This window comes from Asanoa sp. NPDC050611, from assembly GCF_040654855.1.
Lineage (GTDB): Bacteria > Actinomycetota > Actinomycetes > Mycobacteriales > Micromonosporaceae > Asanoa.
Window position 1 is genome coordinate 23,067 of sequence record NZ_JBFAIU010000032.1, and the last position, 13,943, is coordinate 37,009.

Below are 13,943 nucleotides of genomic sequence, written 5' to 3' on the forward strand. Positions count from 1 at the left end.
CCCACCGGTTCCGGGAGATCACCCGATCAGGTCAGGTTTCTCCCCCGATGTCGGTCTCGTACGCGTCGTAGACCAGGTCCGCGCCGCGCTGCCGGTGCCTGGACAGTGCCCGCAGCACCTCACCGCCGCAGCGGCGCAGCTCCTCGACCCGCGAGCCCGGCAGGTCGGCGCGGCGCTGCATCGCCGACATCGACACCGCGATGGCCGCGTGCTCCCGGGTCAGCACCTGGACCCGGCGGTGCAGCCGCGGTGCGTGTTCGAGCAGTTCGGCGTAGAGGCCGTCCTCGCCCTCGGTCACCACGATGTGCTCCGCGAACGCCGCGCGCAGGGCGCGCAGCCGGACGGTCACCCGCTCGTGCCAGCCCGGCTCGGCACCCGGTGACGCGATCGCGTGCTCGAACATCTGGATCTCGCGGAGCAGCGCCGCCCGATGCCGCCGCGCCACCTGCAGCGAAAGCGCGTCCGTGAAGGTTGGTTGTGTGCCGCCCACCGCACACCTCCCGGTCTCGAAGACCCTTGCACCGATAGTGACGGCGGTCACAGCAAGCTGTAAAGGGGAACGGCGAAACCCGTTCGCATCTCCACATCACACCGGCACCGGCGGACCCGCTAGCGTGGCTGACCATGACCCGGTACGGCGCGATGTACGGACCCGACATCACCTTCCTCGGCGTGTCGCCCTGCGATCTTGACGAGCCCGCCGCCTGGGCCGACGCCGACGTGGTCATCCTCGGCGCGCCGTTCGACGGCGGCACCTCGCACCGGCCCGGCACGCGGTTCGGCCCGTCGGCCATGCGCCAGGCCTGCTACCTGCCGCACGACGGGTCGCGGCCGGCGCTCGCGCTGCGCACCGACGGGCTCAAGGACATCAGGGTGTACGACGCCGGCGACGTCGAGTGCTTCTCCGGCGACATCGAGAAGAGCGTCCGGGTGATCGAGCAGGCGGTGGCGACGATCGCTGGCAACGGCGCGATCCCGGTCGTGCTCGGCGGCGACCACACGATCGCGCTGCCGGACGTCACCGGCGTGGCCCGGGCACACGGCTTCGGCCGCGTCTCGGTGGTCCACTTCGACGCGCACGCCGACACCGGCAACACCGAGTTCGGCTCGCTGCTCGGGCACGGCCAGCCGATGCGGCGGCTGATCGAGTCGGGTGCCGCCCGCGGCGACCGGTTCCTGCAGATCGGCCTGCGCGGCTACTGGCCGGGTCCGGAGACGCTCGACTGGATGGCCGCGCAGGGCATGCGGGCGTACGAGATGAGCGAGATCGTCGCCCGCGGGCTCGACACCTGCCTGACCGAGGCGTTCGCGACGGCGGTCGACGACTGCGACGGCGTGTTCCTCTCGGTCGACGTCGACGTGGTCGACCCGGGCATGGCGCCGGGCACCGGCACGCCCGAGCCCGGCGGGCTCACCTCCCGCGAGCTGCTCGACGCGGTCCGCCGGGTCTGCCTCGAGCTGCCCGTCGTCGGCGTCGACGTGGTCGAGGTGTCGCCGCCCTACGACCACGCCGAGGTGACCGCTTTCCTCGCCAACCGGGTCGTGCTCGAGGCGCTGTCCGCCATCGCGTACCGCCGCCGAGGCGGCGTCTGGGATCCGACCCGGCCGTTGCTCGACCGATGAGATTGGTCACCAGCGATTGTCCTGACCGGCCGGTCGCGGTCTGATCGACGCATGGTCGAGGTCACCGGCACCGCGCAACGCGCCGCCTGGCAGCGCAAGGAGCTGCCGCCGGTGGAGCTGGTCCGGCCCGGCCTGTGGTCGATTCCCGTGCCGATGACCGGGAGCCCACTGCGTTATGTCCTGGTGTACGCGCTGGCCCTGCCCGACGGCGTGGCCCTGGTCGACGCGGGCTGGCCGGCCGACGACGCGTGGTCGGCCCTGGTCGCCGGGCTCGCGGAGTGCGGTTACGCGCTGACCGACGTGCGGGCGGTGCTGGTCACCCACTGGCACGCCGACCACCACGGCCTGGCCGGCGCGGTGCGCGAGGCGTCGGGCGCCTGGATCGGCATGCACGCCTTGGACGCGGCCGCGGTGAAGGGCCGCAGCGACCCAACGGCCTTCGTCGAGAACATCACCGCCTGGGTACGCGCCCGCGGCGGCGGCGACGGCGACGTCGCCGAGACCGTCGGCTCGATCGAGGACGCGCGGCGGTTCCGTGCGCTCGCGGAGCCGGACCGGATCATCGAGGACGGCGACCGGCCGGTGGCCGGCGTCCGTGCGGTGTGGACACCCGGGCACACGGCCGGGCATCTCTGCTTCTTCGACGAGGACCGGCGGCTGTTGCTCGCCGGTGACCACGTGCTGCCGCGGATCAGCCCGAACATCACCCTCCATCCGGGACAGACCGCGGATCCGTTGGGTGACTTCCTCCGCTCGCTCACCCGCACGGGTGAACTGCCGGCCGACGAGGTGTTGCCGGCGCACGAGTACCGGTTTGCCGGGCTGCGCGACCGGGTCGCCGCGCTGCACGCCCACCACGCCGCGCGGCTGGCCGAGGTCACCGGTCTCGTGTCGGCCACGCCGGGCGCGACGACCTGGGATCTTGCCTCGCGACTCACGTGGTCGCGACCGTGGCCGCAGGTGCAGGGGATGATCCGGCGCTCGGCCGTGGGCGAGACGTACGCCCATCTCGCCCACCTGGCCCGACGCGGCGAGCTGGTGCGGGCGGACAGCGACGTCGACGCGTGGCGGCTAGCCTGAGCGGATGAACTGGACCCTGGAAGTCGTCGTGGTGCCGGTATCCGATGTGGACCGTGCGAAGGAGTTCTACGCCGACAAGCTCGGCTTCGCGGTCGACCACGACACGGTGGGGCCGGGCTTCCGGATCGTGCAGCTGACCCCGCCGGGCTCGGGCTGCTCGGTGGTGATCGGCTTCGGCGCGGTGCCCGACATGCCGCCGGGCTCGCTCAGGGGCCTGCAGCTCGTGGTCAACGACCTGGACGCGGCGCGCGCCGAGCTGGTCGCGCGGGGCGTCGAGGTGGGCGACATCGTCGTCTACGGGTCGTCCGGGCCGCGGGCCCGTCAGGAGGGCGACGACCTCAACAACGTCGGTTTCGTCAACTTCACCGACCCCGACGGCAACGCGTGGGCGGTGCAGCAGATCACGAGCCGGCCCTGACCCGGCGCCACCCGCTGACCCGCACGAGCACGCCGGCGGAGGCGTGCACGAGCGGATCGCCCGTGGGTGCCGGCAGGCCGCCCGCCTCGACGAGGTTCTCGTCGAGGTGTTCCAGCTCGGCCCGGCGCAGCGGCCACGGTCCGTGCTGCGCGTCGGCGGCCACGATCCCGCCGCGCCAGACGCTGTAGAGCCGGAAGCGCGCGGTCAGGAAGGTGTCCAGCGGTGTCGGCTCGGGGATCGGCTGACCAACGTGGACGGTGGCGGAGCAGCGCTGGTCCGGGTGCTGGTGCCGGCGGCTGCGGTAGCTGTGCCTGGGCCCGTCGACGCTGACCGCCATCCGCGCCCAGTGGTAGGGGAGCGCGTAGGTGAGCCGGGCGACCACCACGGGCGCCAACCGGTCGGCGTCGAGGGAGCAGAACCAGATGCCGGTGCGGCCGTCGGGGCCGCGCACGTAGGTGCGGACGTTGGTTTCCGGGAAGCGCGAGAGCCAGGGCAGGGCCGGCACGTACGGCGCGCGTACACCGGACATCACGAACGGCACGAGCCCGACCCAGGCGGCGCCGTCGTGCGTGTCGACCGTGAGACCGGGCGGCAGCACGTCCTGGACGACCTGGGCCGGGTAGCGCCAGTGCAGGAACGTCAGATCGCGCCAGGTCTGGAACATGACCGGCCGGTCGACCACTGGCGAGACGCTCACGCCTCCTACGGTATGCGGCGGAGGCGGTGGAGTGCGTACCCGCCGAGAATCGCCGTCAGGACGACGAACACTCCCAGCTCCCACCACTGGAAGAGCCAGTAGCGGCTGCCCGGTTGGTAGGTGACGACCTCGTGGTAGGTCTCGCCGATCCGGGCGACGCAGTCGTGCATGCGCTGCCGCACGGCCTCCGGCACCGGGCCGGCCGGGCCGCCGTGCCCTTGGTCGAGCGTCGGGCAGGTCGCGTGGAGAACCTCGTTGGGGAGTGGCTTTCCCGCCTTGTCGACGACGTCGACCGACTGGATCCAGGCGTTCGGGATGTCCGGTGTCGTCGGCTGGAGGGTGCTCGGCCCGACACCAAGCAGGATGTTGCCGGCGGCGCCGTACCCCGTCGTGTCGGGGTCCAGCGGCATCGAATGCGTCCGTGGAGTCGCCGCGAGCGGGCGGATCCATTCCGTCACGACGATCCGGGCGGTCAGCAGGCCCGCGAGGGTCACGGCCATCGCCGGCAGCGTCCGCCGGATCAGGAGGCCGGCGCACACACCGAGGGCGAGCGCGAACAGGGCGTAGCCGATCGGCGCGAGGTCGCGCTGGTCCAAGGTGCCGTAGGCGGCCGCCGCCGCCTCGTCCAGCGGGACGGCCCACCAGGTGACGAGGGCGCTGAGCACCGCGGTCGCCGCCGCGGTGGCGGTGCCGACGACCACCAGTCGCGAGACCAGCCAACGGGTTCGGCTGATGCTCTGTGCCCAGACCAGGTGGTGGGTGCCGGCTTCGACCTCCCGCGCGACCAGCGGTGCGCCCCAGAAGGCGCCGACGAGGGCGGGCGCGACGATCACCACGAGGCCGAACGCCGTCCTGACGGGGATGTTGTCGAGGGCGAACGCGGCCTGGCAGGAGAGGTCTGGTCCGCAGGCGCGGTGGGCGTCGACGAGGTCGGGCCGGGTTGCCAGGACCGCGGCGGCGACGGTGGCCAACGCCAGCACGGCGGTCCAGGCCGAGGCCCGGAACTGGCGGAGGGCGAGCCTGATCATGCGAGCTCCTCGCTCTGGCCGAGTTGGTCGAGGATCGCGCGCTCCAGCTCGGCCGGGGTCGTGCCGAGGGCCGCGGTCGTGGCGGCGAGGCGGATCCGGCCTCCGGTGACGACCACGACGTGGGTGCCGGTGTGTGCCAGGTCGGCGACGAGGTGGGTGGAGAGCAGCGTCGCCGTCCCGGTGGCCGTCGCGGCGGCGACCGTCTCGTCGAGGAACGCGCGGCGCGCCAGCGGGTCGAGGCTGGCCACGGGCTCGTCGAGGACGAGCAGGTCGGGATGTTTCGACAGGGCGAGCGTGAGGGCGAGCTGGGCGCGCTGGCCGCCGGAGAGCCGGCCGGCCCGTTGCCGGGCTGGCAGGCCGAGCCGGTCGACCCGCTCCCGGGCCGCAGTCGTGTCCCAGCGGCGCGGGTTGAGCCATTTTCCGAGGTCGAGGTGGTCGGCCACGGTGAGGTTCGGGTAGGTCGGAGCGTTCTGCGCGACGAACCCGACCCGGCCGGCCTGCAGCGCTCGGTCGGGGGCGCCGCCGAGCACGCGGACGGTCCCCGCTGTGGGCGCCAGCAGCCCCACGATCAGGTGCAGCAGGGTGGTCTTGCCGGCACCGTTCGGCCCGACCAGGCCGACGATCGCGCCTTCGGGCACGGCGAGCGTGCAGTCGCGCAGGGCCCACCGCCGGCGGTACCGCTTGGCGAGCGATTCGGTCTCCAGGATCATGCCGACGATGTCTACGCGGGCAGCGGTGCCAGCCCGGTCACAGTCACCCAGCTGTCACCCGGTGGCTGGCATGCTGGCCCGATGCGGGTGCTGGTCGTGGAGGATCACGAGTTGCTTGCCCGGACCATCGGGGCCGGGCTGCGGCGCTCGGGGATGGCCGTGGACGTCGTCACCGACGGGGGCGCGGCGCTGGAACGGCTGGACGTGACGCCGTACGACGTCGTGGTGCTCGACCGCGACCTGCCTTCGGTGTCCGGCGACGACGTGTGCCGGTTCGTGGGTTCGCGCGGCCTGCCGGCCCGGATCCTGATGCTCACGGCGGCCGGCGGGCTCGCCGACCGGGTGCACGGTCTGGACCTCGGCGCCGACGACTACCTGACCAAGCCGTTCGACTTCCCGGAGCTGGTGGCGCGGGTCCGCGCGCTCGGCCGGCGGCTGGGCTCGCCCGTGCCGGCGGTGCTGCGCTGTGGTGACGTGGAAGTGGACCCGGCCCGCCGGACCGTCACCCGCGGCGGGCGGCCCGTGTCGTTGAGCCCGAAGGAGTTCGCGGTGCTGGCGTATCTGTCGGCGCGGCCCGGTCTGGTGGTGTCGGCGGAGGAACTGCTCAACCACGTCTGGGACGAGGCCGCGAACCCGTTCACCACGACGGTCAAGACGACGCTGAGCCGGCTGCGGTCCAAGCTGGGCGACCCGCCGATCATCACGACGGTACGGGAGGGTGGTTATCGTGTCGGCGGTTGAGCGGCCGCGGCTGCGTGCCCGACTGGCTGTGGTCTACGGCGCGGCGGCGGTGCTCCTGGGCGCGGTGCCGGTGGCCATCGTCGGGCTGGGTGCGTGGACCGGGCGGTCTACGGAGGCGGTGGGTGCCGGGCCCGGCGGCGTGGACGCCGGCAACACCGGGTCGGTCCTGGTGGCCGTCGGCGTGGGGCTGGTCGTGGTGGCGCTGGTGGCCGCGCCGATCGGGTGGGCGCTGGCCGGCCGGGCGTTGCGGCCGTTGCGGGAGCTGACGTCCGCGGCTTCGGGAGCCAGCGCGGACCGGTTGCCGCGACACGGCGAGCTCGGCCGCTACGCGGAGTTCGCGGCCCTGTCCGCGACGCTCGCCGACCTGTACGCGCGACTCGACGGCGCGTACGCGGCCCAACGTCGCTTCGTCGCGGACGCGTCGCACGAGTTGCGGACGCCGCTGACGGCCCAACGGGCGCTGATCCAGCTGACCCTCACGGACCCGGACGCGGACACCACGTCGATGCGCGCGGCCCTGGCCGACCTGTTGCGCAATGGCGAGCAACAGGAACGGCTGGTCGCGGGCCTGCTCGCGCTGGCGCAGGGTCAACAAGGCCGGGTGACGACCGAGCCGGTCGACCTGGCCGCGCTGGTCGCGCGGGCGCTGGCGGCCCGTGACCCGGCACCGGTCATGATCCACACCGACCTCGAGCCGGCGGTGGTGGCCGAGGGCGACCCGACGCTGCTCGCCAGCCTGGTCGGCAACCTGCTGGACAACGCGATCCGCCACAACGTCGACGGCGGGCGGGTCGACGTCGGGACGCGTCGGACGCCGGGCCTGGTCGACCGCGTCGGGGCGGCTCGGCACGGGACGGTGCTCACGATCAGCAACACGGGCCCGGTCGTGCCGGCGGATGCCGTGGACCGGATCCTGACCCCGTTCCAACGCCTCACCACCCCGAGGACGGGCACCGCGGGGAGCGGGCTCGGGTTGGCGATCGTCCGCGCGATCGCCGAGGCCCACGGCGCTGACCTGCGCGTGACCCCGCACCCCGGCGGCGGCCTCACCGTCACGGTCACCTTCGCCGCCGGCGGTCAGGTCAGCTCGTCGGAGCGGCCGGCCTCGATGCGGGACCACTGAGCGATCGGGCGTCCGTTCGTGCGCCAGACCTCTGGGTTCCTGGCGTCACCCCAGGGCTGCGGCCAGCCGTCCGGGGAGTCCTCCCACGCCTCCTGGCGGCCGTAGACGGTCATGTCCAGCAGCCCGTGGGTGGGTGCCATGATCTCGACGCCACGACCGCCGGTGTAGTACGTCTCGAACACGCGCTCGCCGTCGCGGACGTAGCAGACCAGGTGGTGGCGTTGCCAGTCACGACCCTCCAGGAGTCGCGGCGCCGTCTCCGCGACCGAGTACCACGGCATGTCCAGGCCCAGGAAGTCCCGGTAGCGGATGCTCTCCTCATACGGACCCTTGCACAGGGTGGCGTACGTGGCGTCGCGGGAGTGGATGTAGGACAGCTCGCGGACCTGGCTGTTGAAGAACGTGCAGCCCTCGCACTGCTCGGCGGCGGGTCGGCCGGGCCACCAGGCGTGGAAGTACGCGATGAGCTGCTTGCGGCCTTCGAACACGTCGAGGATCGTGACCGGTCCGTCGGGACCGATGACCTCGATGGTCGCATCGACCTCCACCATGGGCAGTCGCCGCCGGGCCGCCGCGATCGCGTCCCCTTCGCGGGTGTGCGCCTTCTCCCGCGCGAAAAGTGCTTCCCGCGCCTGCTGCCAGGTCTTCCTGTCCACGACGGGCGGAAGGGCCGGGCCAGGTGTCTGGTCGTTCATGATTCGCCTCCAGTCGTTGTCAGTGCGTGGGCGCCGGGGTCTGCATGCCGCGCCTCTCGAGGCTGTCGGCGACCCGGCGCAACGTTGCCACGGTCAGCCGGCGCACGGCCCGCGGGCGCCGGGGCTCACACGTCGTGGGCGCTGTCGGGCGGGCGGACAGCACGTGCTGCCTGGTCGCGTTGTCAGCCATGACTATGGCGGTCGGAACGAACATCGGACGCTCCCCTCGATAGCAACCATCCGGTTGCCACAACCATATAGCAACCAAATGGTTGCTGCAACCGCTTCGGTTCAGCGCAGGGTGAGCGGGGTCTGGGAGTCGAGGCGGGACAGCTTTTCCGGGTTGCGGACGTAGTAGATGCCCGTGACGCGGGCGTTCTCGATCCGGAGCGCGGCCACCCCGTCGATCTCGCCGTCGAGACGGAACAGCAACGCCGGGCTGCCATTGATCACGGTCGGTTCGGTGGTGAGCGTGCCGCCGACCTTTCGCATGCTGCCGACGAACATCCGGATCGCCTTCTCCGCGCCGACGATCGGCCGCAGCGCGGCCAGCTTGACGCCGCCCCCGTCGCTGATCACCACCACGTCCGGCGCGAGCACGTCGAGCAGGGACCGCAGGTCGCTCGTCTCGACCGCCCGCTGGAAGGCCTCCAGCGCCGCGCGCCGCTCGTTCGGCGAGACCGCCTTGCGCGGGCGGCGGGCGTCGACGTGGCGCCGGGCGCGGTGGGCGATCTGGCGCACCGCCGCCTGGCTCTTGCCGACGGCCGCCGCGATCTCGTCGTAGCTGACGTCGAACGCCTCGCGCAGCACGAAGACGGCGCGCTCGGTCGGCGAGAGCGTCTCGAGGACGAGCATCATCGCCATCGAGACGCTCTCGGCCAGTTCGGCGTCGTCGGCCGTGTCCGGCGCGGTGCGCAGCGGCTCCGGCAGCCACGGTCCGACGTACGCCTCCTTGCGCCGCCGCACGGTACGCAGGCGGTTGAGCGACTGGCGCGTGGTGATCCTGATCAGGTACGCGCGCTGGTCGCGCACCTCATCCAGATCGACCTTGACCCACCGCAGCCACGTCTCCTGCAGCACGTCCTCCGCGTCGGCCGCCGATCCGAGGATCTCGTAGGCGACGGTGAACAGCAGGTTCCGCTGGGCGACGAAGGCCTCGGTCGCCTCATCAGTCATCTCATCGCCTCTCCCAGCGCCGCCGCCGCGCCGGCCCTGGTCCGCAGCACCGTCCGGCGTCCGCGGTCCTTGAACCACAGGTCGAGCGACCCGGGCTTGCGGGCCTCGTGCGAAAGCTGCCAGACGGTGTTCCGGCAGACGCCCTCCTTGAGCAACGCCATGCTGCGACCGCCCAGGTGGAACACCCCGGTCACGGTGTCGTCCCGGTGGGCGTACTGCACGACGCCGGCGCCGCGGCCCAGGCTGATGCACTGCCCGAAGAGTCCGACGTCGAAGGTGGTGGGCCGCGCTCCGGCGATCCGGCTCAGCACCGTCTCGGCGGCCTGCGGGCCCAACTGCACCGCCGACTGGCAGCTCATCCGCACCGGCAGGTCCGATGGCGCCGCCGAGTCGCCGGCCGCGACGATGCGAGCGTCGTCGACGCTGGTGAGCGTCTCGTCGGTGAGCAGGCGACCCACGGAGTCGGTGCGCAGCCCGCTGCGCGCGGCGAGGTCCGGCACGCCGAATCCCGCGGTCCAGATGGTGACGCTGCTGGGTAGCTCGCGGCCGTCGGCGAGCTGGACCGCCTCGCGGGTCACGCTCGTCACCGTCGCGCCGGGACCTTCGACCAGGGTCACGCCGAGCGCGACGAGCCGCTTCGCCACCGCCCGGCGGGCCCGCGGATGCAGGTAGGCCCCGAGGACCCGGCCGCAGACGAGGGTCACCTTCCGGCCCAGCTCCGCCAGCTCGGACGCGGTTTCGATGCCGGTCGACCCGGCACCGACGACGGTCAGCGGTGCCGATGCCGGCGCGGCGTCGAAGACCGGCCGCAGCCGCTCCGCGTCCTCGAAGGTCGAGATCGGGTAGGCGTACTCCGCCGCACCGGGCACGCTCGGGCTGGCGCTCCCGCTGCCCACGGCATAGACCAGATAGTCGTAGGCGAGGTTGCCACCGCTCGCCAGCGTCACGCGCCGCGTGGCCGCGTCGATCCGGGTCGCGGTGTCGACCACGAGCCGCACGGCGCCGGCGAGAACCGAGCGGTAGTCCACGACGGCGTCGTCCGATCCACCGACGAGCTGGTGCAGGCGGATCCGTTCGACAAAGGCCGGGCGCGGGTTGATCAGGGTCACCGTCACGCCGTCGCGCCGGGTCAGGCGGTTGGCCGCCAGCACGCCGGCGTATCCGCCGCCGACCACGACGACCTCGGTCTTCTCGGGCATGGCTACTCCTTCGTCTCCAAGGTGTGGCCTCAAGACACCGCGCGTCAGGCGTTTTGTGACCCCCAGTGAGCCAGAGCACTCGACAAGGTCCCGTTCTGATACGTAACATTTTGTTGACGCACAACACTGGAGGTTGACGGCGGTGGAGGGTGACGAGTTGGTCCGGGTGCTGAACGCCCTGGCCAGCCCGCAGCGGCTGCGGATGCTGGCGGTGCTCGCCGACGGCCGCCGCTACGTCACCGAGCTGGCCCGGCAGGTGGGGTTGAGCCGCCCCCTGGTGCACGCGCACCTGAGCAAGCTCGCCGCGGCCGGGCTCGTGACCAGCGAGACCGAGCTGTCCGACGAGGGGCACGCCATCCGCTACGTGACGGTGACCCCCTTCTCGCTGTCCCTGACCCCAGAGGTCATCGCGGCCGCGGTCGCGACCTTGACCGCCCCCGACCAGCGCACGAGTGACGCGGACAAGGAGAAGCAGTGATGACCTGGCAAGAGGCTCTGATGGGGGCGAGCGCCCTGCTGTTCACCGGCGCGATCGTCGTCGTGGTGATCGTCCAGGTCGCCGCGACCTGGCGGGCGCGGATGTCGGTGTCGCGGGAGGACGCCTACCGCCGGCTCGTCGAGCAGGCCACCGCCGCGCAGGAGGAGACGGCCCGCCAGCTGGCCGCGACGACCGCGGAGCTGCGGAGCGTCCAGGAGCGCACCGCCGCACTCGAGCGCGTCCTCAAAGAGGTCGGCGATCCCTGGGAGACCCCCGCCGCGGGCTGACAATCTCCGCGGATCAGACACGGACGCCCCGGTTCACGATCCGACATCAGCTATTGACGTCGCCGTAACGCGTGTCTTACCGTCCCATCGAACCGGTTAGTCGAAACGCTTCGACAACCGCAGCGGGAGCGATCCCACCGCTGATCAGGGGAGGTGCGCGCCGTGGCCACCATGCATGATGTCGCACGCCTCGCCCGCGTCTCCGTCAGCACCGTGTCTTATGTGCTGACCGGCACACGGCCCATCTCCCAGGCCACCCGCGACAAGGTGCTCGCGGCCATGGCCGAGCTCGACTACCAGCCCAACGCGATGGCCCGCGGCCTGGCCACCCGGCGCAGCCGGATAGTCGGCCTCCTGATGCCCATCGACGAACGCGGTCTCGGTGCCACCGAGACCGCGTTCGTGACCGGAGCGGCGGCCGCCGCCAGCGCCGCCGGCTACCACCTGGTGCTCTCCCCCGTCGGCGCGGACGACCTCGACGACCTGCGCCGGCTCGCCACCCAGCGGATGCTCGACGGCGTCGTGCTGATGGAGGTCCAGGTCCAGGACGGCCGGGTCACCGCACTCCAGGAAGCCGGCGTGCCGTTCGTGCTGATCGGGCGCACCAGCGAGCCCGCGGATCTCTCCTACGTCGACATCGACTTCGACCAGACCGTCCGGGACGCCGTCGCGCACCTCGTCGCGCTCGGTCACCGCCGGATCGTCTACGTCAACCACTCGACCGCTGCCATCGCGGCCGGCTACGGGCCCGCCGTGCGCACCCGGGACTCCTTCGCCGCGGCGATGGTCGGGCACGGCCTCGAGCCCGTGATGATCGCGGCCGAGGACAGCGCCGCCGGCGGGCGGGCCGCGCTCGCCGCCGCCCTCGAGCTGGCACCGGACCTGACGGCCGTGCTGGCCATGAACGAGAACGCGATCTTCGGCATCCTCGGCGAGCTGGCGGTCCGGCGGCGCGCCGTGCCCGATGACGTCTCGGTGGTGTCCATGGTGACCTCACCGCAGGTGGCCGAGCTGGCCCACCCCGCGCTGACCGCGATGACCTCACCCGGCTCGGCCCTGGGCCGGATCGCGGTCGAGGCGTTGCTGCGGAAGCTGGACGGCGTCGGCGGCGACAGCCACCAGCAACTGCTGCCGTGCGTGCTGGAGATCCGGGGCTCGACCTGTCCAGCGACACCGACGAAGAAGCTGACCGGCTCGGGACCGCCGGGCAGCTGACGAACAAAGGGCCCGCCGCCGTGCTGCAACACGACGACGGGCAGGTAAGTACCGGCTCGATACTCACCAGGAGGATAGCAATGGGGCGATTCCGCAAGCTGGGCGTTGCGGTCGCACTGGCCGCCATAGCGGCCACGACAGTGACCGCGTGTGGCAGCGGCGACGAGGGCGGCGGCGGCGAAGGCAGCGACGCGAAGGTGCTCAAGCTCTGGCACTACGAGAGCGCGAACAGCGCTATGGGCATCGCCTGGGACAAGGCGATCGAGACCTTCAAGGCCGAGCACCCGGGCGTCGAGGTCCAGTTCGAGCGCAAGGCGTTCGAGCAGATCCAGCAGAACGCCGGCATGATCATCAACTCGTCCGAAGGCCCGGACATCATGGAGTACAACAAGGGCAACGCCACCGCCGGCCTGCTCTCCTCCCAGGGCCTGCTCACCGACCTGAGCGAAGAGACCGAGAAGCGCGGCTGGGACAAGAAGCTCAGCCCGAGCCTGCAGACCACCGCCCGCTACAGCGACAAGGGCGTGATGGGCGAGGGCAACTGGTACGGCGTGCCCAACTACGGCGAGTACGTCATGGTCTATTACAACAAGGACCTGTTCGACAAGAACGGCATCGCCGTGCCGACCACGTACGACGAGTTCACCAAGGCGATGGACGCGTTCGTCGCCAAGGGCATCACGCCGCTGGCCGAGGCCGGCGCCGAGTACCCGGCCGGCCAGCTCTTCTACCAGCTGGCGCTGAGCAAGGCCGACCGCGCGTTCGTCGACAACTACCAGCTCTACAAGAACCCGGTCGACTTCAAGGCCGACCCGCTCAAGCACGGCGCGGAGACGTTCGCCGACTGGGTGGGCAAGGGCTACGTCGCCAAGGACTCCGCGAGCCTCAAGGCCGAGGACATGGGCGTCTCGTTCATCTCCGGCAAGGCGCCGATGATCGTCTCCGGTAGCTGGTGGTACGGCCGATTCAAGGACGAGATCAAGTTCAACTGGGACTCGTTCCTGTTCCCCGGCAACAAGTTCCAGGCCGGCTCGTCCGGCAACCTGTGGGTCGTGCCGACCAACAGCAAGGCCAAGAGCCTCGCGTACGACTTCATCGACATCACCCTTCGCCCGGAGATCCAGGCCCTGATCGGCAACAACGGCGGCGTTCCCGTCGCGGCCGACGCCTCGCAGATCACCGACGAGAAGAACAAGAAGCTGATCGAGAACTTCAACACGATCAGCCAGCAGGACGGTCTGGCGTTCTACCCGGACTGGCCGGTGCCGGGCTACTACGACGTGCTGGTCTCGGGCTTCCAGAGCCTGATCAACGGCTCGAAGACGCCCGACCAGGTGCTCGACTCGATCGCCAAGCCGTACGACGACGGCGTCAAGGAGATCACCGGTAAGTACGCCGCCCGCCAGGCCGGCCGGCCTAGGCCACGCGGGAGACCCGCCCGCGCTGTCCTACGGCTACTTCCCGGACCTCGAC

Annotated in this window: 17 protein-coding genes; 9 read left to right on the forward strand and 8 right to left on the reverse strand. The window is 71.7% G+C overall.

The window, feature by feature from the left end; genetic code table 11:
- Window positions 1-31 precede the first annotated feature (31 nt).
- A complete protein-coding gene (locus AB0H87_RS07900) occupies window positions 32-490 on the reverse strand; it encodes a hypothetical protein (protein WP_360141444.1) in 459 nt (152 codons plus the stop codon).
- A gap of 134 nt (window positions 491-624) precedes the next feature.
- Between AB0H87_RS07900 and speB the strand changes: the two genes are divergently transcribed.
- Genes speB through AB0H87_RS07915 form a run of 3 tightly spaced genes read left to right on the forward strand, consistent with a single transcriptional unit; the run spans window position 625 to window position 3,121 of the window.
- Window positions 625-1,623, forward strand: a complete 999-nt coding sequence (gene speB / locus AB0H87_RS07905; protein ID WP_360141447.1) for an agmatinase — start codon at window positions 625-627, stop codon at window positions 1,621-1,623.
- Between the two features lie 51 nt (window positions 1,624-1,674).
- Window positions 1,675-2,703, forward strand: coding sequence for an MBL fold metallo-hydrolase (locus AB0H87_RS07910; protein WP_360141450.1), 1,029 nt, complete (start codon window positions 1,675-1,677; stop codon window positions 2,701-2,703).
- 4 nt (window positions 2,704-2,707) lie between these two features.
- Entirely contained in the window at window positions 2,708-3,121 is a 414-nt protein-coding gene (locus AB0H87_RS07915; RefSeq protein ID WP_360141453.1) for a VOC family protein, read from the forward strand.
- On the opposite strand, the gene AB0H87_RS07920 is transcribed toward AB0H87_RS07915, so the two are convergent.
- Genes AB0H87_RS07920 through AB0H87_RS07930 form a run of 3 tightly spaced genes read right to left on the reverse strand, consistent with a single transcriptional unit; the run spans window position 3,105 to window position 5,556 of the window.
- Window positions 3,105-3,818: a DUF2071 domain-containing protein gene (locus AB0H87_RS07920; RefSeq protein WP_360141456.1), complete on the reverse strand. Its 714-nt coding sequence runs from the start codon at window positions 3,816-3,818 to the stop codon at window positions 3,105-3,107. The two genes, AB0H87_RS07915 and AB0H87_RS07920, sit on opposite strands and share 17 nt — an antisense overlap.
- Window positions 3,819-3,823: 5 nt before the next feature.
- Window positions 3,824-4,846, reverse strand: a complete 1,023-nt coding sequence (locus tag AB0H87_RS07925; RefSeq protein ID WP_360141459.1) for an ABC transporter permease — start codon at window positions 4,844-4,846, stop codon at window positions 3,824-3,826.
- The gene (locus tag AB0H87_RS07930; RefSeq protein ID WP_360141462.1) at window positions 4,843-5,556 is read right to left on the reverse strand and encodes an ABC transporter ATP-binding protein; all 714 of its coding nucleotides are present in this window, start codon (window positions 5,554-5,556) and stop codon (window positions 4,843-4,845) included. Before AB0H87_RS07930 ends, AB0H87_RS07925 begins: the two co-directional genes overlap by 4 nt.
- Window positions 5,557-5,637: 81 nt before the next feature.
- Here AB0H87_RS07930 and AB0H87_RS07935 point away from each other — a divergent pair, with 81 nt between their 5' ends.
- Window positions 5,638-6,297, forward strand: a complete 660-nt coding sequence (locus tag AB0H87_RS07935; protein WP_360141465.1) for a response regulator transcription factor — start codon at window positions 5,638-5,640, stop codon at window positions 6,295-6,297.
- Window positions 6,284-7,420, forward strand: coding sequence for a HAMP domain-containing sensor histidine kinase (locus AB0H87_RS07940; RefSeq protein WP_360141468.1), 1,137 nt, complete (start codon window positions 6,284-6,286; stop codon window positions 7,418-7,420). The genes AB0H87_RS07935 and AB0H87_RS07940 overlap by 14 nt, the downstream gene beginning before the upstream one ends.
- Here the strand turns inward: AB0H87_RS07940 and AB0H87_RS07945 are convergent.
- The 4 genes from AB0H87_RS07945 to AB0H87_RS07960 all read right to left on the reverse strand — a co-directional run bounded on the left by AB0H87_RS07945 (window position 7,375) and on the right by AB0H87_RS07960 (window position 10,490).
- A complete protein-coding gene (locus tag AB0H87_RS07945; protein ID WP_360141471.1) occupies window positions 7,375-8,115 on the reverse strand; it encodes a DUF899 family protein in 741 nt (246 codons plus the stop codon). The genes AB0H87_RS07940 and AB0H87_RS07945 overlap by 46 nt on opposite strands.
- A gap of 19 nt (window positions 8,116-8,134) precedes the next feature.
- Window positions 8,135-8,305, reverse strand: coding sequence for a hypothetical protein (locus tag AB0H87_RS07950; RefSeq protein ID WP_360141474.1), 171 nt, complete (start codon window positions 8,303-8,305; stop codon window positions 8,135-8,137).
- A 101-nt stretch (window positions 8,306-8,406) separates the two neighbouring features.
- Window positions 8,407-9,291 carry an RNA polymerase sigma-70 factor gene (locus AB0H87_RS07955; protein WP_360141477.1) on the reverse strand — a complete coding sequence of 295 codons (885 nt, stop codon included), beginning with the start codon at window positions 9,289-9,291 and terminating at the stop codon, window positions 8,407-8,409.
- Window positions 9,288-10,490, reverse strand: a complete 1,203-nt coding sequence (locus AB0H87_RS07960; RefSeq protein WP_360141480.1) for an FAD-dependent oxidoreductase — start codon at window positions 10,488-10,490, stop codon at window positions 9,288-9,290. Before AB0H87_RS07960 ends, AB0H87_RS07955 begins: the two co-directional genes overlap by 4 nt.
- Window positions 10,491-10,623: 133 nt before the next feature.
- Between AB0H87_RS07960 and AB0H87_RS07965 the strand changes: the two genes are divergently transcribed.
- The 4 genes from AB0H87_RS07965 to AB0H87_RS07980 form a co-directional block, all read left to right on the forward strand.
- Window positions 10,624-10,968, forward strand: a complete 345-nt coding sequence (locus AB0H87_RS07965) for a metalloregulator ArsR/SmtB family transcription factor (protein ID WP_360141483.1) — start codon at window positions 10,624-10,626, stop codon at window positions 10,966-10,968.
- Complete coding sequence (locus AB0H87_RS07970) at window positions 10,968-11,255, forward strand: hypothetical protein (RefSeq protein ID WP_360141486.1); 288 nt, start codon at window positions 10,968-10,970, stop codon at window positions 11,253-11,255. The genes AB0H87_RS07965 and AB0H87_RS07970 overlap by 1 nt, the downstream gene beginning before the upstream one ends.
- A gap of 171 nt (window positions 11,256-11,426) precedes the next feature.
- A complete protein-coding gene (locus AB0H87_RS07975; RefSeq protein WP_360141495.1) occupies window positions 11,427-12,470 on the forward strand; it encodes a LacI family DNA-binding transcriptional regulator in 1,044 nt (347 codons plus the stop codon).
- Between the two features lie 80 nt (window positions 12,471-12,550).
- On the forward strand, window positions 12,551-13,943 hold a 1,393-nt coding region (locus AB0H87_RS07980), incomplete at its 3' end, for an extracellular solute-binding protein (protein WP_360141489.1).